The sequence below is a fragment of the Roseburia sp. AM23-20 genome (assembly GCF_003470905.1).
GTDB classification, from domain to species: Bacteria; Bacillota; Clostridia; order Lachnospirales; family Lachnospiraceae; genus Roseburia; species Roseburia rectibacter.
Map to the genome: position 1 here is coordinate 1 of NZ_QRHS01000023.1, position 23,469 is coordinate 23,469.

Annotated in this window: 20 protein-coding genes; 4 read left to right on the top strand and 16 right to left on the bottom strand. The window is 42.1% G+C overall.

Going from position 1 to position 23,469, the window contains the following annotated elements; genetic code table 11:
* Window positions 1-597 precede the first annotated feature (597 nt).
* The gene (locus DW650_RS15155; RefSeq protein ID WP_117920104.1) at window positions 598-1,035 is read left to right on the top strand and encodes a GNAT family N-acetyltransferase; all 438 of its coding nucleotides are present in this window, start codon (window positions 598-600) and stop codon (window positions 1,033-1,035) included.
* Between the two features lie 181 nt (window positions 1,036-1,216).
* On the opposite strand, the gene DW650_RS15160 is transcribed toward DW650_RS15155, so the two are convergent.
* The 8 genes from DW650_RS15160 to DW650_RS15195 form a co-directional block, all read right to left on the bottom strand.
* Entirely contained in the window at window positions 1,217-3,199 is a 1,983-nt protein-coding gene (locus DW650_RS15160) for an oleate hydratase (RefSeq protein ID WP_118210405.1), read from the bottom strand.
* Window positions 3,200-3,331: 132 nt separating this feature from the next.
* Window positions 3,332-3,892, bottom strand: a complete 561-nt coding sequence (locus tag DW650_RS15165; RefSeq protein ID WP_118210406.1) for a TetR-like C-terminal domain-containing protein — start codon at window positions 3,890-3,892, stop codon at window positions 3,332-3,334.
* Window positions 3,893-4,231: 339 nt separating this feature from the next.
* Window positions 4,232-5,746: an arabinosylfuranosidase ArfA gene (gene arfA / locus DW650_RS15170; RefSeq protein ID WP_118210407.1), complete on the bottom strand. Its 1,515-nt coding sequence runs from the start codon at window positions 5,744-5,746 to the stop codon at window positions 4,232-4,234.
* 35 nt (window positions 5,747-5,781) lie between these two features.
* On the bottom strand, window positions 5,782-6,645 hold the full coding sequence (locus DW650_RS15175) for a carbohydrate ABC transporter permease (RefSeq protein WP_015522226.1): 864 nt from the start codon (window positions 6,643-6,645) through the stop codon (window positions 5,782-5,784).
* A gap of 1 nt (window position 6,646) precedes the next feature.
* Window positions 6,647-7,540, bottom strand: coding sequence for a carbohydrate ABC transporter permease (locus tag DW650_RS15180; RefSeq protein ID WP_006856419.1), 894 nt, complete (start codon window positions 7,538-7,540; stop codon window positions 6,647-6,649).
* 83 nt (window positions 7,541-7,623) lie between these two features.
* A complete protein-coding gene (locus DW650_RS15185) occupies window positions 7,624-9,021 on the bottom strand; it encodes an ABC transporter substrate-binding protein (protein ID WP_118210442.1) in 1,398 nt (465 codons plus the stop codon).
* A gap of 87 nt (window positions 9,022-9,108) precedes the next feature.
* Window positions 9,109-11,061: a glycoside hydrolase family 127 protein gene (locus DW650_RS15190; protein WP_118210408.1), complete on the bottom strand. Its 1,953-nt coding sequence runs from the start codon at window positions 11,059-11,061 to the stop codon at window positions 9,109-9,111.
* A gap of 460 nt (window positions 11,062-11,521) precedes the next feature.
* Entirely contained in the window at window positions 11,522-12,559 is a 1,038-nt protein-coding gene (locus DW650_RS15195; protein ID WP_118210409.1) for a LacI family DNA-binding transcriptional regulator, read from the bottom strand.
* Window positions 12,560-12,672: 113 nt separating this feature from the next.
* Between DW650_RS15195 and DW650_RS15200 the strand changes: the two genes are divergently transcribed.
* Together DW650_RS15200 and DW650_RS15205 are read left to right on the top strand one after the other, a co-directional pair.
* On the top strand, window positions 12,673-13,839 hold the full coding sequence (locus tag DW650_RS15200; protein WP_118210410.1) for an MGDG synthase family glycosyltransferase: 1,167 nt from the start codon (window positions 12,673-12,675) through the stop codon (window positions 13,837-13,839).
* Between the two features lie 6 nt (window positions 13,840-13,845).
* Window positions 13,846-14,466 (top strand): glycerol-3-phosphate acyltransferase, encoded by a 621-nt coding sequence (locus DW650_RS15205; protein WP_118210411.1) that lies wholly within the window; start codon window positions 13,846-13,848, stop codon window positions 14,464-14,466.
* Between the two features lie 66 nt (window positions 14,467-14,532).
* Here the strand turns inward: DW650_RS15205 and DW650_RS15210 are convergent, their stop codons facing one another.
* The 6 genes from DW650_RS15210 to DW650_RS15235 form a co-directional block, all read right to left on the bottom strand.
* Window positions 14,533-15,408, bottom strand: a complete 876-nt coding sequence (locus tag DW650_RS15210; protein ID WP_117920089.1) for a methionyl aminopeptidase — start codon at window positions 15,406-15,408, stop codon at window positions 14,533-14,535.
* Window positions 15,399-15,836 (bottom strand): GatB/YqeY domain-containing protein, encoded by a 438-nt coding sequence (locus tag DW650_RS15215; protein ID WP_006856410.1) that lies wholly within the window; start codon window positions 15,834-15,836, stop codon window positions 15,399-15,401. The genes DW650_RS15210 and DW650_RS15215 overlap by 10 nt, the downstream gene beginning before the upstream one ends.
* Before the next feature lie 106 nt (window positions 15,837-15,942).
* Complete coding sequence (locus DW650_RS15220) at window positions 15,943-17,268, bottom strand: C40 family peptidase (RefSeq protein ID WP_117920087.1); 1,326 nt, start codon at window positions 17,266-17,268, stop codon at window positions 15,943-15,945.
* 134 nt (window positions 17,269-17,402) lie between these two features.
* Entirely contained in the window at window positions 17,403-18,962 is a 1,560-nt protein-coding gene (locus DW650_RS15225; RefSeq protein WP_243006763.1) for a DUF3794 and LysM peptidoglycan-binding domain-containing protein, read from the bottom strand.
* A 64-nt stretch (window positions 18,963-19,026) separates the two neighbouring features.
* Window positions 19,027-19,269, bottom strand: coding sequence for a Veg family protein (locus DW650_RS15230; RefSeq protein WP_117920124.1), 243 nt, complete (start codon window positions 19,267-19,269; stop codon window positions 19,027-19,029).
* 144 nt (window positions 19,270-19,413) lie between these two features.
* Window positions 19,414-19,830 (bottom strand): protease complex subunit PrcB family protein, encoded by a 417-nt coding sequence (locus DW650_RS15235; RefSeq protein WP_117920083.1) that lies wholly within the window; start codon window positions 19,828-19,830, stop codon window positions 19,414-19,416.
* A gap of 148 nt (window positions 19,831-19,978) precedes the next feature.
* On the opposite strand from DW650_RS15235, the gene DW650_RS15240 reads away from it, so the two are divergent.
* Window positions 19,979-20,713 carry a lysophospholipid acyltransferase family protein gene (locus tag DW650_RS15240; RefSeq protein ID WP_118210412.1) on the top strand — a complete coding sequence of 245 codons (735 nt, stop codon included), beginning with the start codon at window positions 19,979-19,981 and terminating at the stop codon, window positions 20,711-20,713.
* A 129-nt stretch (window positions 20,714-20,842) separates the two neighbouring features.
* Here DW650_RS15240 and DW650_RS15245 read toward each other — a convergent pair whose 3' ends face one another.
* Together DW650_RS15245 and DW650_RS15250 are read right to left on the bottom strand one after the other, a co-directional pair.
* Window positions 20,843-22,255: a UDP-N-acetylmuramoyl-tripeptide--D-alanyl-D-alanine ligase gene (locus DW650_RS15245; RefSeq protein ID WP_118210413.1), complete on the bottom strand. Its 1,413-nt coding sequence runs from the start codon at window positions 22,253-22,255 to the stop codon at window positions 20,843-20,845.
* 21 nt (window positions 22,256-22,276) lie between these two features.
* A complete protein-coding gene (locus DW650_RS15250; protein WP_118210414.1) occupies window positions 22,277-23,332 on the bottom strand; it encodes a D-alanine--D-alanine ligase family protein in 1,056 nt (351 codons plus the stop codon).
* Window positions 23,333-23,469: the final 137 nt, after the last annotated feature.

Genomic DNA, 23,469 nt, shown 5'->3' on the forward strand with positions numbered 1-23,469 from the left:
GCCAGACCAAATAACACAGAATATTTTTTCAAATTTGTATGGCAATAAACATGGGCATAGTGGAATACATTGAAATTTTTTCCAACGTTATCAAACAAATAATAAACTATTGAATATAGTTATTTGGAAATATTTTTTTAATCAGATTCAGACACAAAACACTAAAAATTTACGTCCCTCAAGGTTGTAAAATGAGTTTCCCGGCGAAGGGTGGTTCACAACCTTGCGGCTGGCAAATCGCATCAAGCCGGGATTCGTTTTGTGACTTTGGGAGAAAATTAGGCAATCTTAGTCTGCCTGTTCGTAACACAGTGTTGTGCTGCCACGGACGGTAGCACAAGTCTTAATGCCCCCGGACGGGGCGTTTAAGACGCACACGTCACTCCGAGAAACATTAAATCAGGCTGACTTAGACTTGCCTTATTTTCGTACAACGGAACAAAACAGTCCCGGCTTGATGCAATTTGCCAATCGTACCCCCCCAGAACCACCCTACACAAGGAAACTCATGTCACCCACAAACCAATATTTGCCGGGCAGCTCATTCATATATACTTGTCAAAAAACACATCAATTTTTCTTAAATGGAGGATAAAAATGAACAGTATCATAAGACCTATGACACCTAAAGACAAAAACAGTGTTCTTGAAATGATGCGTGTATTTTACACATCACCGGCAGTTTTTACAAACGGTTCCGACGACATTTTCCGGAATGATATCGAAAACTGTATCAATGACTGTCCTTACCTGGAAGGATATATTTTTGAAGTATCCGGCGAAATCCAGGGCTACGGCATGATCGCCAAAAGTTTTTCCACAGAATTTGGCAGACCATGTATGTGGATTGAGGATATTTATATCAAAGAATCCTGCCGTGGAACCGGTATCGGAAGCAAATTTATTGATTATATCGGGAAAAAATACCCGGATGCCATCCTCAGACTGGAAGTAGAGGAAGAAAATAACAGAGCTATCAAAGTCTATGAAAAAAATGGCTTTTCCTTTTTACCTTATATGGAAATGAAAAAATAATCGTTTCTGACAGACCAATCATGAAAAACACGAAACTTTGAGAAAAAGACAGGATCACGGGCTAACCCATAATCCTGTCTTTTTCATATGTCCATTCCATTCATCTGAACTAAAAATTCATCTAAAACAAATATTCATTTAAACTAAACATTTACCTGAAATTAGCGCTCTCTGCAATATTTTATGCTAACATTTCATCTTTTAATACATTATGATCCCGCAGCACTTTCTCAACCACAGTACCCTTTACAAGACGGATCAGCGGTTTCTTTAATGCATTAAGCGGTCCAGGAAGCTGGATCTCTAATGGGGATTTGCCATCCATGAGTTTGACACTGCTGTCTAAGAGTTCACGGATATCATATACGCTTCCCCATACCTCAGGTACACCACGATCTACGCCAAGCAGTCCGTATACAGCCTCCATTGCAGTTCTGACAGAGTACTCTGTGGTAAATACAGTATCTCTCGGTGTCTCTGCAAACTGTCCTAAGAATGCAAAGTTTACACATCCATCCGGGATAACATCCGGGCGGTCACCTTTGGTTCTTGGCATAAAGAATGCTGTGATGTATGGCATCATAGTCGGTACGCAGACAGCGCTGTGCTCTGCAAGTTCTTCGATCTGATCCGTCGGTACACCCATATGATACAGCCACTCTTCCGTGATCTCTTTACCGGTACACTCTTTCATAGGTTTCTTTACATAATCACCCGGTACATCGGTAAACAATCCGTATACCCATACGCAGACTTTATCTTTATCCTGATCCTTGAACTGTCCCTGTCTGTTGATCGTCCAGCTTAACAGCCAGCTCGAATCCTTGCAGCTTACGATACCACCGGTTACAACTTTGCCACTCTTTGGATCTCTCTTACAGATATTCGTGATATATGGCAGGATCTTATCATCCAGCGTAGTTACCGTTGCAGACTCCCAGTTTGTCTTGGCAACATCGGAACAGAATTTCTCCGGGCGTCCAAACGACGGATCCTGTTTTGCAATGTTTTTCCATAAATTCCAGCAGCCACTGTTGCGGACTTCTGCATCTCCGTTCGGCGCATGATTCTGATCACCATAAATCGTGCCTTCGGTGCAGCTTCCGTTTGTCACAAATACAAGATCATTTTCTGTCAGGACAATACCGCTCTCAACACCTTTTACCTTACACTCGATCGCTGTAGCTACTTTTTTGCCACCTTTGATATCAAAGATCACGTTGGTCACTTCCGTATTAAACTGGAAATCAACCCCTGCTGCTTCCAGATATTTCTGCATTGGCAGGATCAATGATTCATACTGATTGTATTTGGTAAATTTCAATGCACTGAAATCTGGGAGACCTGCGATATGATGGATGAATCTCTGGAAATAAAGTTTCATCTCCAATGCGCTGTGCCAGTTTTCAAATGCAAACATGGTTCTCCAGTACAGCCAGAAAGTAGAATCAAACACTTCATCATCAAAGACATCCTCGATCGTCTTGTCGTAGAGATCCTCGTCTTTGGTCATGAAAAGTTTCATGATCTCCATACAGCCTTTCTGGCTTAAATTGAATCTTCCATCTGTATGTGCATCCTCGCCACGGTTTTCAGTTGCACGGCACAGAGAATAGTTCGGATCTTCTTTGTTCAGCCAGTAATATTCATCCAGGACAGATACACCAGGCGTCTCAATCGAAGGAATACTGCGGAAGAGATCCCACAGACACTCAAAATGGTTCTCCATCTCACGACCGCCGCGCATTACATATCCTCTGGACGGATCAAAAATACCATCACATGCACCGCCGGCAATATCCATTGCCTCTAAAATATGGATATGATCGCCCGGCATCTGTCCGTCACGGACCAGAAAACATGCTGCTGCTAAAGATGCAAGACCGCTTCCTACGATGTAAGCGTTTTTCTCATCGACACCTTCCGGTTTTTTCGGATGTGCAAATGCCTCGTAGTTACCATTGGTATAGTAAATGCCTTTACTGTTTTTCTGGTATTTTCCACGCTCTGTATTACGGTATGGCGTACTGTTTTCACTCTGCTGTTTTTCGGCAATTTTCTTTGCTTTTGCCTGTTTATGGCTGTTGTTTGCCGCAACTGCTGCCACGCCGGCTCCTGCTGCAATCAAAGATGCTAACGCGATCGTTTTATTTTTATTTGACATAATAAGAATCTCCTTTCTAACTGCTTTTATTATCTTCGTTCTGTGGTCATCTTATTACTTTCCAAATAAAAATCCAATATACAAAACAGGCGAAATGATAATATTTTTATCACTTCACCTGTTTTGATAAAATTACTCTTTCTCTAAAAAATTCTGGATTGAATTGCCTATACTGCCATGTAATGTCAGGCTCATTTTATTTACAATTTTACTGTAATCTTCCTGCATGCCATCTTTGATCCAGTCTAACATTATACCAACAAAACCATACTTGTAAAAATCTGCGATAAAACGTTTATCCTCCTTAGAAATGCTGCTTGCCTGTGCCTGTTCCTCCACCACACCCTCGATCAGATCGTATGTCAGCTTATAAAGGTAACTTTCGATCTGATCCTTGCTGACAGAACGGTATACATTCATAATAAACGGTTTATTTTCCAATACTGCCTCAAAAATCTGTTCCAGTCCCTCCTGCCAGGAATCATAGGTACGCTTGCCCTGCAGAGCTCTCTTTCCGTCCTCCACGCACGCCCATTCAACCAGATCGTAAATATCTTTAAAGTGATAATAAAATGCCATGCGGCTGATTCCACAGTCCGTGGTCAGATCCTGGATCGTAATTTTATCTAATGGTTTCTGTAAAAGTAATTTTTTTAAGGATGCTTCTAATGCCCTTTTGGTTGTATTACTCATACGGACACTCCTTTTTCCTCGTATTTAAAATAAATCACAAGTTGTTTAACTATTTTCCCTCGTTTCATACATCTGAAAATACTTGTCTGAATTTTAGCATACTGCTGATATTCTGTCATCAAAAAGCGTCTATTTTAATAATATTTTTAATTATTGCACAAAAAATCCACCATTTGGGGAAATGGTGGATTTAAAAAGGGGGAGAATTTATGAAAAAAAGTTTTATCACTCTTTCGTGATACTAATAATATATCCGCAATTTGTGAAATCCCGTTGTACATTTTTTGAATTCTATTTGAAGAATCTGTAACAATTTGTTCACACAACTGCTCTCACATTCTATTTTCCAAGACGGATCACATTCCAGGATGCTTTCTTTAACACGCTTGTGACAACACCGTCATCAAGTTTACTTCTGTCATCTGCGTTAACCGGATATACATTCTGTTCGGTCAGCGTGTTGGCTGCTTTTAAGTCATCGTTTTCCATCACGATATGCTCTTTGATCCGGTATCCCGCAAAGCTGCGCACATCGGTGGTAAGCTCTACATCCTCTTCCAGGTTACGGTTTACTGCAAAGATCGTGACTTCGTCTTTTTCTTCGTTATAGACAGCCACAGACTCCACATCCGTGATCTCATCATGTTTTGCTGTTGCATGTCTGGAGCTTGAGATTACCGGCTGCAATGCGATGCCTCTGCCGTATTTTGATGCATGCATGAATGGATAAAAGATCGTCTGTTTCCATGCACCGCCTGCCGCATCTGTCATGATCGGTGCGATAACATTGACTAACTGTGCCAGACATGCCATCTTGACACGGTCTGCATGTTTCATCAGTGTGATCAGCATCAGTCCGACTAACAGGGAATCCTCAAAGTTATAGATATCCTCTAACATCGGAGGTGCTACCTGCCATGGATGATTTTCTGTAATATCATCATCTGCGGCATTCGAGTGGAACCATACATTCCATTCATCAAAACTTAAATTCATAACTTTTTTGCTGCGTTTTTTCGCTTTAACATAATCACAGGTTGCAATGACTGTACGGATAAATGTATCCATATCATCGGACTGCGCAAGAAAATCATTGCTGTCATTGTCACGGTTGCCATAATACTGATGCATGGAGATATAGTCCACATAATCATAAGTATGACTGAGTGTAACAGCCTCCCAGTCCGGGAACGTAGGCATATCCAGGTTGGAGCTTCCGCAGGATACCAGCTCAATGTCCGGATCGATCAGGCGCATTGCCTTTGCTGTCTCCTCTGCCAGTCTTCCGTACTCTTCCATTGTCTTGTGTCCGATCTGCCATGGTCCGTCCATCTCATTTCCAAGGCACCAGACTTTGATCTTATGCGGATCTTTCACACCATGTCTGATACGCAGGTCACTGTATTTCGTTCCCGAAGGATGATTGCAGTACTCTAAAAGATTGCAGGCATCTGCAATGCCGCGGGTTCCAAGGTTCACTGCCATCATGACATCGGAGTTGACTTTTTTTGCCCATTTGGAAAATTCATTTAATCCGATCTCATTTTTCTCTAAACTTCTCCAGGCAAGCTCCAGACGGTGTGGACGTTCCTCCACCGGTCCAACGGAATCCTCCCAGAAAAAGTTTGATACAAAGTTGCCGCCCGGATAACGGATGATCGGCACATCAAGCTCCTTTACCAGCTCCATCACATCTTTACGGAATCCATCCTCATCTGCAGACGGATGTCCCGGCTGATAGATTCCCTCATAAACCGCTCTTCCAAGATGCTCGATAAAAGAACCGTATATTCTTTTATCGATCGGGGCGATCTGAAATTCTTTATCCAGTACCATTTTGGCTTTTCTGCTCATGCATGTTTCCTCCTTAATTGTCAATTTTTACACGATCACTCTTTTACTGCACCTGCTGTCATACCTTCGATAAAGTATTTCTGGAAGCAGATAAATAAGATAAATATCGGTATGATGGAAAATACAGAACCAACAACTAACAGACTGTAGTTATCACCATACGGGTTGATCAGTGTGTTAAGACCAATGGTCAGTGTGTACTTGTCGGCAGAACGGATAACCAGCAACGGCCACAGATAATTGTTCCATGCATTCATACCATTTAAGATCGCCATCGCGGAAAATGCCGGTTTCATGATCGGTACGATCAGCTTAAAGAAAATACCGTACTCTGTCGCACCATCGATACGTCCTGCTTCGATCAACGATTTTGGCAGTCCTAAAAGATACTGCCGGAAGAAAAAGATCGTGGATGCATGTGCCAAAAACGGAAGCACAACCGATACATAACTGTCCATCATGCCCCAGCTTGAAATCTGTTTGTAAAGAGGGAGCATAATAACCTCAAACGGTACAGAGAGGATCAGAAGAACTATAATAAAGAAAAAGTTCTTTCCCTTAAAATCATATGCTGCAAATCCATATGCAACAAATGCACTGATCGCCAACGTCAGGATCACAGTGATCACGGTTAAGATAAGGCTGTTGCCAAACCATGTCCAGTAATCATGTTTGCCTGTAAAAAGTAATTTGTAATTGTCCAGTGTCAGATGCGGGATATCCAGATTCAGATTTAATCCATACTGAAGCAGGAAGTTTCCCGGTTTAAAACTGGCTAATACCAACAGATAGATCGGCAGAACGGTAAGGATCGCAAGGATGGAAAAAAATATGATCATACCGATGGTTGCTGCCCTGTCTTTCTTTTTCTGGCTCATTCCAACAGATTCTGCTGCCATATTATCTCTCCTCCTTCTTAAATGTTCCGGTCAGTGCAAGCTGGATGATATTAATGATCATAACGATGATAAGGAGCACTAAACCAACTGCACATGCATATCCCATTGCACGTTTTTCAATACCCTGACGATACAGATAACCAACGATCGTAAGTCCGATATTCTGTGGAGAGTTGTTTCCTTTCCATAACATATAAGACTCAAGGAACATGGAAAGTCCTGCATAAATACTGATCGTTAATACATAGATCGTGGTCGGTTTGACAAGCGGTACTGAAATGCTCTTAAACTGCTGCCACTTTGTCGCTCCGTCGATGGAAGCCGCCTCGTAGAGATCCGTGGAGATATTCTGTAACCCTGCAAGGAAATAGAGGATATTGACACCGGTCCAGCGCCAGCACGCTACCAGGAGAAGTGCAAAGTATCCGGTCCATTCACCTTTCAGCCATTTGATGGAAGAATGTCCAAAGAAATTTAAAATCTGGTTTGCAAGTGCCGTATCCATCTCACCGAACATCAGACGGAAGATCGTACCTACAACGACAACAGATGTCAGTGCCGGGATAAAATAAACAGATTTGAAAAATCCCTTTGCTTTCATCAGCTTACTGTTTAACATGCTTGCAAATAACATTGGAAACGGAATTAAAAGTACCAGTGTTCCCACCATGTATTTAAAGCTGTTCCAGACTGCTTTTCTGAAATATGTATCAGAGAGTAATCTCTTATAGTTGTTCATTCCAACCCATTTATCTTTCAGGACGTCCTGAAAACTTAACAGTACACCATTTGCGATCGGGAATACCCAAAACAAAATGACTGTCAGAACAAATGGAAGAATAAACACATAAGGTGCTGCTTTTTGCGAATACAAAAACTTCTTCACTTTATTCATGCTGTAATGCCCCCTTTTCCCTCATAACAGGAAACGGGATGCAGGACATCTGCCCCACATCCCTGCCTGTTTAAACCTGTCTCTTATTCTCCAAATTCATTCTGAAGTGCAGACTGTGCCTCGTCTAACGCTTCTTTTACATCCATACCGGACTCGAAGATATTATTCAAAGTCTCTGTACAGAAGATGTTGTTGATTGATGGCATCTTCTCATCTGTATAGCAGGTCAGTAATCCGATGCCGTCCTGAACATCTAATAATGCATCAAATGGCTTTGTATTGAAGTACTGTACATACTTGTTATCCGGGTTCTCTGTTACGGATTTGTCTGTCCATACTGCTGTGTTAACCGGGTCAAATCCTAATACATTCCAAACCTCTACGTTTGCTGTGTCAGAAAGTTTGATGTAAGCAAATACTTCTGCTGCAAGATCAGCATTCGGGCTGGAAGCTACAACTGCTGTACCGGTACCACCACCACCGATTGTCTTTACTGCATCGTTGTCACCAAATACAGGAGGTGCTGCGATTGCAACTTTTCCAGAAAGGTCTGTCATGTAGCTTAAGTAACGGCTGGTCTGCCAGAATGGCATGATTGCTGCTGCAACATCACCGCTGTTGTATAACGGATATGCTTCCTCGTTGTCAGGCTGTCCACCGGCAATTACGTCCATAGCACCTGCATCCTGCATATCTTTCATGGTCTGTAAACATTCAACCATTGTGTCATTGTTTACTGCAAGGCTTCCATCATCATTTAAGTAATCTCCGCCTTTCTGAGCGAGCATTAAGTTTAATGTCCACTGAGCAGTTGTCTCACATGCTGCAAATGTTTTTCCGGTTGCTTCTTTATATTTTGCACCGGCTTCTTTGAAGTCATCCCAGGTCTTAATGGTTGTATAATCAATACCTGCTGCCTCTAATGCTTCTGTGTTATAGAAAGCAACGGTCGTACCAACGTGTGTAGGGAATCCATAATAGTTGCCATCTTTGGAGTAAAGCTGTAATCTGGACTCTACTACATTGTCAAGATACGGTTCTACTGCATCGTTCAATGGTTTTAATCCGATATCACCTGTCATGAATGCAGGGAATTTACCAAGCTCGATATCAACGACATCCGGAGCACCTTCTCCTGACTCCAATGCTAATGATAATTTGTTATGCATATCATCATATGCCATGTTGGATAAAACAAGTTTAACTTTCTTATCCGGGTTTTCTTCGTTCCACTTCTCAGCCATGCTGGTGTAGAAATCCTGATGGTTCTCGATGAATGTCCAGACCTCAAGTGTTGTGACATCATCACCTTCTACATCCATCTCTCTTCTTCCTGCGCCGCTGTCTGCGCTCTCAGTACCGGATGCTGCTTCCCCCGCATCGGCGCTGGTGTTTTCTGCTGTGGAATTACCGCCACATCCAGCGAGCATTCCAACTGTCATTGCTGCACACATTAATGCTGCTAAAACCTTTTTCTTCATACTTTTACCTCCCAAATGGTTTTTCTTTATCAGATCGGAAGTATCTCCTTTTTTCAGATGATCTTCCGTGTGATACATATTTTTCTGTCAGATCAGATTCCTGATCCAGACTGCCATCTCCCCGGTTTTCCGGTTTCCCCAGTAACAATATGGGACTGCTTTCAATGTTACATCCTTTAACTCCGGCGGCTGTTCTTTGTATAACTCTTCTGCCGTCCAGTTATCTTCTAAGATACGTTTTCCCTTTGCCTCTACTGTCATCACACCGCCTAAAAGCTGTTCTTCCCACTTTTCGGTCAGCGGCTCTTTTGTATCTACATATAGGGAACTTAAATTTGCTCCATTATCTGTTTCCTCAATGCAATATACCAGCGGTCCACGCATGATACATACTTTTCCTTCATCCGCTCTGACTTTTGGATTTGCATATACAAATCTTGCTTTCATATCACAGGATATCCTGATCTCCTCAGATGCCATAAGATCTGTTATCATAAGATAGCCGTTTTTAATGAGCGGTGTTTCAATTTTCTGTTTTCCGCGCCACACGTTAAATTCTTTCGTGTAACCAGGAATCCTGAGTGCCAGTGTTCCTTTGGACGCTTCCTTTGAATCCAGACGGATCGTTACCGTTCCATCCTTTAAGAAATTACTTTCCACATCCACTTCTGTCTCTGTTTCTCCGATCAGAAGTTTTGTCTGATTCGATATATATAAATTGATGTATAAACTGTTTTCATCTGCCCCGTAGATGTACTGTCCTAAGGAGGCAAGTGTTCTTGCTATATTCGGTGGACAGCACGCCACGCCAAACCATTTCTGTCTGACCGGTTTTACATGTTCCATGGATGTCCGTTCAATACAGTTATCCGGCCATACTTCCAATGGATTTACATAGAAGAAACTCTTTCCATCCATCGCAATTCCGGCAAGTACCGTATTATACAGTGCTTTTTCCACAATGTCCGCATATTTAGCATCCTTTGTGATCTGTTCCATCCGCTTTGCAAACATCGCCAGTCCGATGGATGCACAGGATTCGGAATAATTTCTGTCATTCGGAAGGTCATAGTCGGTTGTAAACCGCTCTAACAATCCTGATGAACCGATACCGCCTGTGATGTACATTCTTTTCTCTGTCATGTTATTCCAGAGTGTTTTACAGGCATCTAATAATGTCTCATCCTGATATTCATATGCCAGATCTGCCATCGCACTGTAGAGATAAACAGCTCTTACTGCATGCCCCTCTGCCGTTTTCTGCTCCCTTACCGGCAGATGCGACTGGGAATATTCCGGTACATATCCGGCAAATTCAGGAAATATCTGCTGATATTTTTCTTTCTTCTCTTCCTGAAAGAAATAATTTTCTCCCACACCTCTTGCATCAATAAAAAACTTTGCAAGATCAAGATATCTTTTCTGTCCGGTTGCCCGGTACAATTTTACTAAAGCAAGTTCTACTTCCGGATGCCCCGGATAGCCATGACACTTTCCTTTCTCCGGTCCAAATGTCTCACAGATCAGATCTGCAAATCTTGAAACGATGTCGAGGAACTTTCTTTTTCCTGTTGCATTGTAATATGCAACCGCTGCTTCGATCATGTGTCCTGCCGTGTAAAGCTCATGTCCTTCTTTCAGATTCGTCCATCTTCTGTCAGGTTCTTTGATCGTGAAGTAGGTATTTAAATATCCGTCTTCACATTGTGCCTTCCCTATCAGGTCGATCGTCTCATCGGCAAGTTTTTCCAACTTGTCATCTCTTCCGGATGAATCTAAGGTAAATGCAACTGCCTCTAACCACTTTGCAACATCGGTATCCTGAAAGACAGCTCCTTCAAAATCTCCCTCTGCCTCACCTGCAGCAATCTTAAAGTTCTTGATACAGTGGCTTGGCGCCGCATCTTTCACATTGTCATTTAACGTGTTCCACTGGTAAGGAAGTATGACATCTTTTACTAATCGGATGTATTTATCCCAAAATGCATCTTTGATCTGAATCTGATGCAGCGGCACATCTGTCAGTTTTTTCTTCTCCATAACTTCCTCCCTCCTTCATGCGCCTGTCATGTGTAATATTAAACGTTTAACCAGGTCAAAATGTCTGTTCTCAGTTTATTCACACTTCATTCATACTTTTTGCATGTTTTTTGAAGTGCTTTTGCTTTTTTTCGTTATTTTGATTGATTTCTATTTCGTTCTTGTTTATATATAACATACTGTTTGCAATAATTAAAGTATGTTATTTTATATTTATATCAATATATTACTATTTTTTATTATATTTTCTTCTCTTTTCTAACTTTTTCTAAGTTTTTGCTTTTTCGCACAATTTATTTATTTTTTAAATCGTTTAACCATGTGCAACTTGCACAAATAGTGCATATTTCCTATAAAACATTACATTTATTCACAAATATCTTCACCTACATAAAATAAGCCCTTTCTGCCGGATAATCAGCAAAAAGGACTTATTTACGGATGACAAAGTATTTTATTTCTATAATGTTTTGATCGACTGACGGATTAACTGTTTACATGGGACTTTATATACCAGCGGTTCTTCTGTCTCACCCGGCTGATTTTCCACAAGACCTATCATAACCTCAGCAGCTCTGTAACCGATATCATGAAGCGGAAGTTCGGTTGTGGAAAGCGGCGGTTTATAATAACTTGACAGTTCTCTGTTATCATACCCTGCGATTGAAATCTCCTGAGGTATTTTAATTCCCGATTCATCTGCCCAGTCATAGCATCCGCCTGCCATAAGGTCATTCATACAGAATATGGCAGTTACCTGTTTCTTAAAAAGCTGCTTTGCACCAATATGTCCGGATTCTCTCCCCCAGTCTCCGTAATAGATCAGCTCAGGATCGTACAAAAGCCCCGCATCACGCAACGCTTTCTGGTACCCGATCAGACGCGCCTGTGCATGGAGACTGTCGGTTTTTCCTGTTATCACTCCAATCTTTTTATGTCCCTTTGTGATCAGATAGCGGATCATCTCATATGCTCCCCGCTCATCATCCACAACTACGGAAGGAATGCTTTTACTCTCCGTATAGCCGTATGCCATCACAGCCGGAATGCTTAAATTGTCGGGAATACAATGCATGATGCGCTCATGTGCCGTCACATAGATAATTCCATCCACCTGTGTTGCGATCAGTTTCTTGATCTCCTCATCCACCAGTCCGTAATAATCCGTTCTGTGATAATAATAATCATTATATTTTTTATACAATCTTAAATTGGTCAGAAGGATCTGATATTTTACCTTTTCACAATATTCCGTAATACCGTCAATGATGTCCGGTATGCTAAAGATCGTCATATCCTCTGCAATGACTCCGATGCTTCTGGTATTGCGCGCTTTTAAATTTTTTGCCACATAGTTTGGCATATAATCCATTTCTTTTGCAGTTTTTAACACAAGATTTCTTGTCGTTTCGCTTGCCCCCGGCTTTTCATTCAGGATATTCGAAACGGTAGCTACCGACACACCGCAGGCTTTTGCAATTTCTTTGATCGTCGCCATAACCTTACCTCCCGTACCACAAATCCCCTTTATTTAACAATATTTCCAATCAAAAATCAATATCTTTCGATCAGGTATCGAATTTTTGCCCCGGTTATGCTACACTGGTATCTATGAGAATCTTAATTTTATCCTGTAATACCGGCGAAGGGCACAATGCCGCCGGAAAAGCGATCCGGGAAGCTGCCATCCGGTGCGGCCACACTGCCGACATGCTGGATATATTTCTGCTCTCCGGCAAAAAAACTTCACATGCAGTAGGCGGTGCCTACGTGGAACTTGTAAAACATATGCCACATGCTTTTGGTATGCTCTATAAAATCGGCATGGCGATTTCGAGTAGCAAACATAAATCACCTGTCTACTATACCAATGCACTGATGGCAAAAAAACTTGCCGCCTATTTAAAACAGCATGATTATGATATCATCGTAACGCCACACCTTTACCCGGCAGAAACAATGACGTACATGAAGAAAAAGGGGATGCTAAAAATTCCTGCTGCTGCGATCGGCACCGATTATACCTGTATTCCATTCTGGGAAGAGACAGAGCTGGATGCCTATTTTCTGCCCCATGAGGACTGCGTTGCAGAATATGTACACCGTGGGATTCCTGCTGACAGACTATACCCTTACGGTATTCCTGTCAGTCACGCATTTTCCCCTTCTGACGACCGCATTTTAGCGAAGATCCGTGCGCGCAATTCCTTAAATCTGCCACCAAATGTCCCGATCTGCCTTGTTATGAGTGGCAGTATGGGATTCGGGAAACTCGCTGTCTTTGCGGCTGAACTTTCACTGCGTTTAAGATCCGGCGAGCATATGATCATTATCTGTGGCAATAACAAGCACATTTATGATGTGCTGCAAAAACAATTTAAGAATCATCCGCGTGTTCATATTCTTGGCTACACCAACCGTGTTGCCGACTATATGGATGCCTGTGATGTGATCTTTACCAAACCGGGTGGTCTCACCTCCACAGAAGCGTTAGTAAAGCGTATTCCGATCGTCCATACAGCACCGATTCCCGGATGTGAGACCGCAAACCGCAATTTCTTTGTAAAGAGACATCTTTCCGTCTCCTCAAAATATATTGCAAAACAGATCACACTCGGAAAAAGACTGCTCACCAGCTCCCCTGATGGGCATGGAAATATTTCCCTGCGGGAAGAAATGCTTTTCGCACAGATGGAAAATGGGAAACCGGACGCTGCCGTGCACATCATAAAAACATTAGAAAAAATAGTTACTGGTCACACAATGTATGCATTTTAAATTATTATGACATATTTTATTTTTATCCTTCTGGGATTTGTTTTAGGCAGTACATTATTTGCCTACTGGATTTCCAGATTATTTTTCAAAACCGACATTACAAAAACATCCACTGATCACAATCCTGGTGTCGCAAATGCTTACATGCAGGCAGGTTTTTTCGCAGGTACATTATCCCTGCTCTGTGAACTTTTAAAAGGTACCATTCCGGTGTTTTTTGCCGGAAAATTCTTAGACTGCGGTTCCCTGCTGTTTGCGCTTGTCATGGCAGCTCCTGTATTCGGTCACGCTTTCCCTTTTTTCCAAAAAGAAAAAGGCGGCAAAGCAATTGCCGTCTCTTTCGGAGTTATGATCGGACTGTTTCCGGAAATTTATCCTCTCATCAGCCTGATCTTTTATTATATTTTATTTTCACTGGTGCTCACACTGCGCCCGCATTCTTTCCGGTCCGTCATTACATACGGACTGTTTACGCTGACTGTGTTTGTGATCGTACCTCAAAATTCCATACGACTCGGCTGTTTTATCATTTCAGCGGTCGTGATCTACCGTCATATCATCCGCTACCACGATGAGCCGCTGCAGATCTTACTGTTCGGAAAACATCTGTTATTTCAGAAACATTGATCCTACTTTTGACTGTGCACAGTTTTTGTGTGCAGAACTTCCATATAGCCTCATCCTGTGATTATTTTACCAGCAGAGCACCTCATGACCGTCTTCCGTCACCAGTACCATGATCTCCCACTGTGCAGACGGAAGTCCGTCCTCGGTATAAACTTCCCAGTCGTTCTTATCATCTACATAGATGTCTACTTTGCCCATATTGACCATCGGTTCGATCGTAAAGATCATACCTGGAACTAAGAGCATTTCCTGTCCACGTTTTGTGTTGTAGCCAACCCATGGTTCTTCATGAAACTCAAGTCCGACTCCATGTCCACCGATCTCACGCACAACTGTATAGCCGTTTGCAAATGCATGGTCATGCACAGCCTGCCCCATATCGCCTAAAAATCCCCATGGTTTTACTTCTTTTAATCCAAGTTCCACGCACTCTTTTGTGACTTCCACAAGACGCTTCTTCTCCGGGCTTACATCCCCGATGCAGAACATTCTTGAAGAATCTGAAAAATATCCGTTTAAAATCGTAGATACATCTACATTGATGATATCCCCGGACTTTAAAATCACATCTTTAGACGGAAAACCATGACATACCTGATCATTTACAGAAGTACATACACTGTACGGATATCCCTCATAATTAAGCGGTGCCGGAATACCACCCATTTCTGTTGTCATATCATAAACGATCTTGTCAATCTCTGCTGTATTCATACCCTCATGGATATGCTTCTCAATATAATCAAGCACTGCAATATTGATCTTGCAGCTCTCCTTAATTCCTGCGATCTGATCAGCATTCTTAATAAGGTCATGTGTCGGGACAATATGTCCCTGTGAAGCGATCAGGGCAATACGCTCATCAAATGCCTGATGGCATGCTTTGTATTTTTTCCCGCTTCCGCACCAGCACGGATCATTTCTCCCAATTTTTACTGACATAATTTCTGCACCACCTGATTGATCACACTTCCGTCAGCCTTTCCTTTTAACTCCGGCATAACAGCTTTCATGATCTGTCCTTTATTTTTACTTGCTGCCACATCAGCAAACTTCTCTGTAATATATGCCTCTACCTCTTCTGCTGACATCATCTGTGGTGCATATTCTGCAAAAATATCATATCTTGTCTGGTATTCTGCCAGAAGATCTTCCCTGCTTGCAGGACAGGTGTCAATCTGCTCTTTTACAGATTTCATCTCCTTTAAGATCACTCTGTTTACCAGTTCCTCTTTAATATCATCTCTGCATCCCTCGTCGATCGCAGCTTTCTTCGCTGCGGAAACAAGTGTGGAAATTGCATCCTTACGTACTTTATCTCTCGCCTTCATGGCAGCTATCATATCTTTTTGTAATGTTTCAAACTGCATAATACTCCTACCTTCCTGATTCTAATAATCTTTATTGATTATAGCATAATTTCCATATAATTCATAATTTTTTTCAATATCTATTGCTGCTTTTTTATCATCAAAGTTACAACACACGCCGCACCGTTGTGATCGTACGGTAGGTTGCATTTCCATAACAGATACCACTCGACGGTGTCGATGCATGGACGATCCTGCCGCCACCCATATAGATTGCCACATGTCCGGGATAACAGATAATATCCCCCGGCTGTGCATTCTCATAGCTGACTGCCTGTCCGCTCGACTGGAGTGCATAGGAACTTCTTGGAAGTGAAACACCAAAATGGCTGTATACAAGAGACACAAAACCGGAACAGTCCGTTCCATCCGTCAGACTGTTTCCACCAAACACATATGGATTTCCCACAAAATTAGTCGCATAAGATACCACACTGCTGCCACTCACACCGGTAGAATAGGACGGATTTAAAGCATTATTCGTCAATCCTGTTGAACTGCTGTTAGAGGAACCACTGTCAGAACTGCTCCCCGAAGAACTGTTTCCTGAATCTGTTGTGGATGTACTGCCTCCTGTACTGTCTGTTGATGTTCCACCATCCGTAGATGCAGTCTGGGATGTATTATTCTTTTTGCTTTTCTTTGCCTTTGCTTCTGCTTCTTTTCTGGCTTTTTCCTGACGTGCCTGTTCCTGTACGATCACTTCATTCTGTTTACGGATTGTGGAAGCATACTGACTCGCCAGAGTCTTTGCATTTGAAAGCTGTGAATCAAAATCTGCGATCTGTGCTTTCTTTTCATTGATCACCTGATTTAAAGATGCTTCCTGCTGCTCATAACTTTGTTTCAACTCCTCCATATCTGCCAGTTCCTGCTCTAACTGTGACTCTAAATCTGCCACCTGCTGTACCGTCTCCTGATATGCCACTAAAAGCTCCCTGTCATAGCTGTATACCTCTGAGACATATTCCACACGGTTTAAAAGATCCGATATATCTTCTGACTTCACAATGGCATCTAAAAATGTATCATCACCATTTTCATACATGTACTGGATTCTCTGCTTCATATCCGCATACTGCTTCTGTTCCTTTTCCTGTGCCGCTGCAAGGTCTGTCTTTGCCTGATCGATCTCTCCTTCCTTGTTGTCAATATCTGTCTTTAAAAGTTCCATATCTGTCAGAAGTGACATCAACTGCTCATCATATGCTGCCATCTGACTTTTCACTTTACTCTGCTCACTCTGTATATTGTTAATCTGCTGGTTAATGTTATCTAAATTCTGCTGTGCCTCATTTTTTTTCTTCTGCGCATCTTTGATCACAGATGCATCTGCAGAGTAAAAACACGCAAATCCGATCACCCCTGCCATAACCACAGCGATCATTCTTTTTCTTTTTTTTGTATATTTTAATGCCTTTTCCCACTTCATCAAGCATTTCTCCTTCTGTTACCTGCAAAAATAAGCACGGCAGACTGCGACTGGCAGAAACCGTACTTATTTATTCTATCACACTTTATTATATGATTGTTAGGATTTCCACAAATTCACAAATACTTAATATTTTACCCGACCTGTTTCACGATCAAAATCTTTTCACCTGCGGAAAGTGTCTCACTTTTTCTATGGTTCGTCTCCATGATATTTTGTATGGTCGTATGATTTTCTTTCGCGATCGTCCACAGGTCATCTCCCTCCCTGGCGATATACCCCACCAGTCCCGGCCGGTTTCTGAGCATCTCAAGATCCGGTTGTGACTCTGTGGCATCTTCGATATTTGGTATGATCTCCGAAACAAAGGCGAGCAGATCAAGCCGTACTGCTGCACGGATCTCAACATGCTCCTGATCCAGCATAACTGCAGAAAGCTGTTCTAATGAAGCATCCAGCTCCACCTTTGCCTGCGTTGACATTTCCGGGATTTCCACAAGCTGTGAAAATGGATAAATTTCCTGCATCGCTCCAACCGGCATATGATCATCCGGAGTAATATATAAAATATGAACCTCGATCGTTCCTTCCGCAAGAACACCTTCCGGCGTTATTTCCTGTCGTTCTAAAAGTACTTTTCCCTCACAGGAACAGATCTGAAGGACTTTTTCTTTGTCCTCTTTTAATTCCATCTGCTCAGTCATCCTGCACTTTGCGGCATTTTTAACAAGAAGTCTCTCCAGCGGACACTCCTTCCAGACAGGCTTTACATCTTTCTGCAATGAGTACAGATCTGTTAAAAGCCTTATCTTTTCTTCCTTCCAGATACGGATATGCATATCTAATGCCAGTTCCATGACAAGGATTCTCTCCTCCCCATCATAATCCGGTTTGACTTCCAGCTCCATCGTCACAGGTATCATCTTTACCTGCCAGATACAGTCATTCTCCATGACACCGCACTCTGCCTGTGCATCCAGCGGAACTGTTGTCTCATACCAGGATAAATGTTCTCCTTCCTCCTCATCATTGTATAATATGGAAACCAGTATTTCCCCGGAAAATCTGATATTGCCTTCCGTAAGCCTGCTTTCAACATTGCGTAGCTGCATACTCTGCCAGAGTATTTCACGGATATTCGGTTTACTTGATGGCAGAACCGCCTCACTTTTCTGTCTGCAGATATCACGCCGCACCACGAGCAGTTTTAACGCTTCCTTTTCTACAATATTCTGTTCATAGTCACTGCCATCTGAAAGTTCACATGTCAGCTCCTCATCCACTTCTGTATCTGCAGATGCCGTCAGGACAATTACCGCACGGATATTTAGTTTTCTGGAGTTGATCACACCAACTGTAAGATCTTCTATATCCCCAACAGCATGAACTGCATCATATTCACTCAGTCCATCCATATTGAGCCGTTCCTGAAATGGGATTTCACCACGCAGGCAGCTTATTTTACCTTCCTGTTTATCACTCCGGTAAAGTACTTTAAAAATAAGGCTTCCCTTGATCCATGCAGCCCCCTCCATCGCCTTTACCTCATCAAAGCGCAGTTCTCCATGTTCTTTTATTACTTTTACAATATCCTGTCTGTAGTCCGGCACATTATAGTCATCATCCAATGTGATCTGTGTAACTGCAGATCCTCTTTTTTCACTTCTATGTAGTTTTATTTTCTGAAATTCCAAAAAAAGTCCCCCATTCCGAATCTTTGTAACCATCTTATTCGGACATGGGGGATTTTATACCTGTTTAGCACAATTTCATGCGTATATCTCTTGTAACAATATCAGAATAACTGAATGATAATAACTGAGGTGGATTTTCTTCACGCTCATCATTTACCAGGATCGTGAATACGCTTGGGTAAGCATTCTGGATGACGCCTTCCTGGATGTCAACTTTATTGCGTCCTCGGTCAAGCTGAATCATTACTTTTTTCCCGCACTGCTGATGCACGGATGCCCGAACTTTTCTGATGTCTGCCTGTTGCATGTGTTCTACCTCCTTAATCCGGTATTCTGCAATCATACACATTTGTAATAATATCTCTACCGGACTCCTTTTCTGCTTTAGAATAGCACTGTGCTAAATTTTTGTCAAACATAATTAAATTATTTAAAAAAATTTTAAGAATATTTACTCAAAAATGATACTTTTGTCCTGGTTTTTTACCTGAATTACAATATAAGGAAAACTTGGGCTTGCGTTTGTAACTTCGCCCTTTCTTGGCCCGATGAGTTCTGTATCAAATACCACTGCATTTGTGGTCAGATAACAGTCTTTCACACAGATACTGTATCCTCCTGTCGCCTGTTCTCCATATCCACGTACAATATACAGATCATCCTCCATCTCATAAGTGAGTTTAAAATCCGCTGCTTTCTTTTCTTCGATCATTGATCTTAACTCTTCCGGTGTCTCAGATTCCTCAACGATCGTATATGTAAGATCACTTACCTTCGTTTCATTTGTCTGCTCGATACTGCATCCGCTGATCACTCCCGCCATCAGCAGACCCACCCCACATATTCTTACCAGATACTTTTGAAACATGCTTTCTTACACCCGCCCCTAGTTTACGCTTCTATCTTAATATATGGCTTCTTACCTTTAAATATGTCTTTTTTAGTTGTTTTTCCCCTGGATACCTTATATAATGTGGATATATAAAACTTGGGGATTTCCCCGGAAAGGACGCACTATGTTACGCGCAATACTTGCATTGCTTTTTGCCATACTCTATCTGATCATTGGTATTCCGGTGCTTTTTGTCGAGTGGATCATCGGGAAATTTAACCGTCAGGCTGCCGATATCAGCCAGCTTCGCATGGTACAGTGGGCATTTCGTGTCATTCTCTTTATCTGTGGCACAAAACTAACCATCATCGGGGAGGAAAATGTTCCAAAAGACCAGCCGGTTCTTTACATCGGCAATCACAGAAGTTATTTCGATATCATCATCACTTACTCACGCTGTCCGCGTCTGACCGGTTATGTCGCAAAGGATTCCATGAAAAAAGTTCCTCTTTTATCTACCTGGATGACACGGCTGCACTGTCTGTTCATCAACCGTTCTGATGTCAAGGAAGCATTAAAGACGATCCTTGCAGGAATCGATAATATCAAAAATGGGATTTCCATGTGTATTTTTCCTGAAGGAACACGCAACAAAACGGATGATCTGATGCTCCCATTCAAAGAAGGAAGTTTTAAAATGGCAGAAAAAACCGGATGTCTGATTGTACCTATGGCGATCTCCGGTTCCGCCGATATTTTAGAAGCACATTTTCCAAAGGTAAAACCGGTACATGTCATTGTAGAATATGGCAAACCGATCGATCCGAAGTCTTTAGACAAAGACACACGTAAAAAGATCGGTGCACACTGTCAGGGTGTGATCGCCGGAATGCTTGAGAAAAATGATCCACAGATTTGAATTATCTGCCACATGTTTCGTATATATTCGATCGTTCTGGATATGCAGAAAAATCCCCGAACCACCATCGTGATCCGGGGATTTTTATTTTTCATAAACGATTATAAATTCGCATTTTCCCACAGTTACTTACTTTGTAAGCTGTCCTACGACCTCCGGGAATCCCATAAAATGAGATGCCTTTACTAATACAGTGTCACCACTCTTCACATAAGGCAGCAATTCTGCTGTGAGTTCATCTTTTGATTTAAAATAATGAACCTCCGTCTGTGGACTGCATTTTTTTACCGCCTGTGCCAGATTCTCTGACAATACGCCCGCTGCAAACAGGACATCGATTCCTTTTCCTTTAAAATGCTCTCCGACCATTGCATGCAATTCTTTCTCATTCTCACCAAGTTCTCCCATATCACCAAGCACTGCAATCTTTCTGTCTGGTGCCGCTGCAAGCACGTCAATGGACGCTTTCATAGAAACAGGATTGGCATTGTAACAATCGTCGATGATCGTCATTCCCTCCTTATGGATCAGATTGCTTCTTCCTCCGATTGTTTTGACCGACTCGATCCCACGTTTCATTTCATCCACACTAAGACCGAGCTTTCTTGCAACACAGACTGCCGCTAACGCATTGTATACATTATGCTCTCCTGCGATTGGAATCATCACTGCAAAATTCTCTTCCCCAATATGTATTACCGCTTTTGTTCCGTCTAACCCCACCGGCTCTACATCCGTTGCATATACTTCTTTCTCTGCAAGATATTTTTCGCCCTGCTCTGTCTTTGCAAGTTTTGCTTCTTTTCCGATACCGTAAAATACTGTCTTATTTCCGTTTACTGTCTTTTTCTCACAGAGTTTATCATCGTCCCCATTTAACACAGCAATTCCTTCCGGTGTCAGATGTTCAAAACTCTCTGTTTTTGCCTTTAATATTCCATCTCTGGTCAGAAGATTCTCCAGATGGCACAATCCGATATTAGTGATCACACAGATATCCGGATACGCCATTTCCGCAAGGCGGTGCATCTCTCCAAATTCTGAGATTCCCATCTCAAGCACTGCAACTTCATGCTGTTCCCTGATCTTAAAGATCGTAAGCGGAAGACCGATCTCATTATTGAAGTTTCCCTCTGTCTTTAACACATTATATTTCTGGGAAAGAACCGATGCGATCATCTCTTTTGTGCTTGTTTTTCCAACACTTCCGGTAATGCCGACAACTTTGATATCGAGAGTTCTCCTGTAATATGCCGCAAGTTTTTTCATCGCACCAAGCGTTGATTCTACTCTGATATACGGGCCTGCCGGATCAGAAAGCTCCTGCTCGGATAATACGGCAAGTGCTCCTTTTTCAAATACCTGCGGTATAAACCGGTGACCGTCCACCTTTTCTCCTTTTACCGCAATAAAAAGATATCCCGGCTCTACCTGTCTGCTGTCTATCACAGCTCCGGTAATTTCTTTTGTTTTGTCTGTCTCACTGCCATAATATACTCCGTCGCACACTTCTGTAATGCGTTCCAGCGTCATATTTTTCATGATAATCTCCATTCCTGATTTTTATTTTTCGTATTTACTCATGGAAATCTGAATCAGCTTCTCACACAATTCGTTAAAGTTCACACCGACAACCTGTGCTTCCTGTGGCAGAAGACTTGTAGGTGTCATTCCCGGTAAAGTATTTGCCTCTAAACAATAAATGTTTTCGTTCTCATCTAACAGGAAATCTGTACGTGAATAGGTGTCAAGTCCAAGCACCTGTGCTACCTGTTCTGCATAATGCTGCATTTTCTCTGTGACAGCTTCAGAAAGTTCCGCCGGACAGGTTTCAACTGCACTGCCTGCTTTGTATTTATTCTTGTAATCATAGAATCCCTGCACCGGAGCGATCTCAATGATCGGAAGTGCCTTTCTCTCGATCACACCGACAGAAAACTCACGTCCCTTTACATATTCTTCCACGATCAGATTTTCTTCCCAGCGGAAAGCTTCATCTAAAGCGGCTTTATATTCATCCGCATTATGTGCGATAGAAACACCGATACTCGAACCACCACAGCACGGTTTTACCACACATGGGAAACTGATGCCAAGTTTTGCGATATCATCGCTGCGGTCAGCCTTTTTCATGGACGCACCCTTTGGAGCCGGTATACCAGCAGATAAAAACAGTTTTTTCGACATTTCTTTATCCATGGCAAGCGCACTGCTCAAATAACCGCTGCCTGTATAACGAATCCCAAACAGATCAAATGCAGCCTGGATCTTACCATTTTCCCCATTTTCTCCATGCAGTGCCATAAATACAATATCTGACATCTGACACAATTCGATCACATTCGGTCCAAAGAAATTATCTGACTGATCTTTTCTGGATGCTTTTACCTTTGCAAGATCCGGTGCGATTTCCGGTATTCCGGACACTTTTACGCTCACTTCTTCACTCCGGTCAAAAATACCTGTCAGATCTTCTTTTTTATCACTGTATCCCATAAATACATCAAGTAAGATCACCTGATGTCCATTCTCTCTCAATGCCTTTGCCACCATATCTCCGGTTTTAAAGGAAACATCTCTTTCTGTACTTAAACCACCTGCTAAAACAACAATCTTCATGGTATACTCTCCTTACTCATAAAAACATTTCTGCTTTATAGTATACCTTTTTTCTTTATGTGGCAAGGAATTTGCACATTCCTTTGTACTTTTTATGCCTGCATGACATCCTTTCTTAATTTATTTTCTGCCGTTAG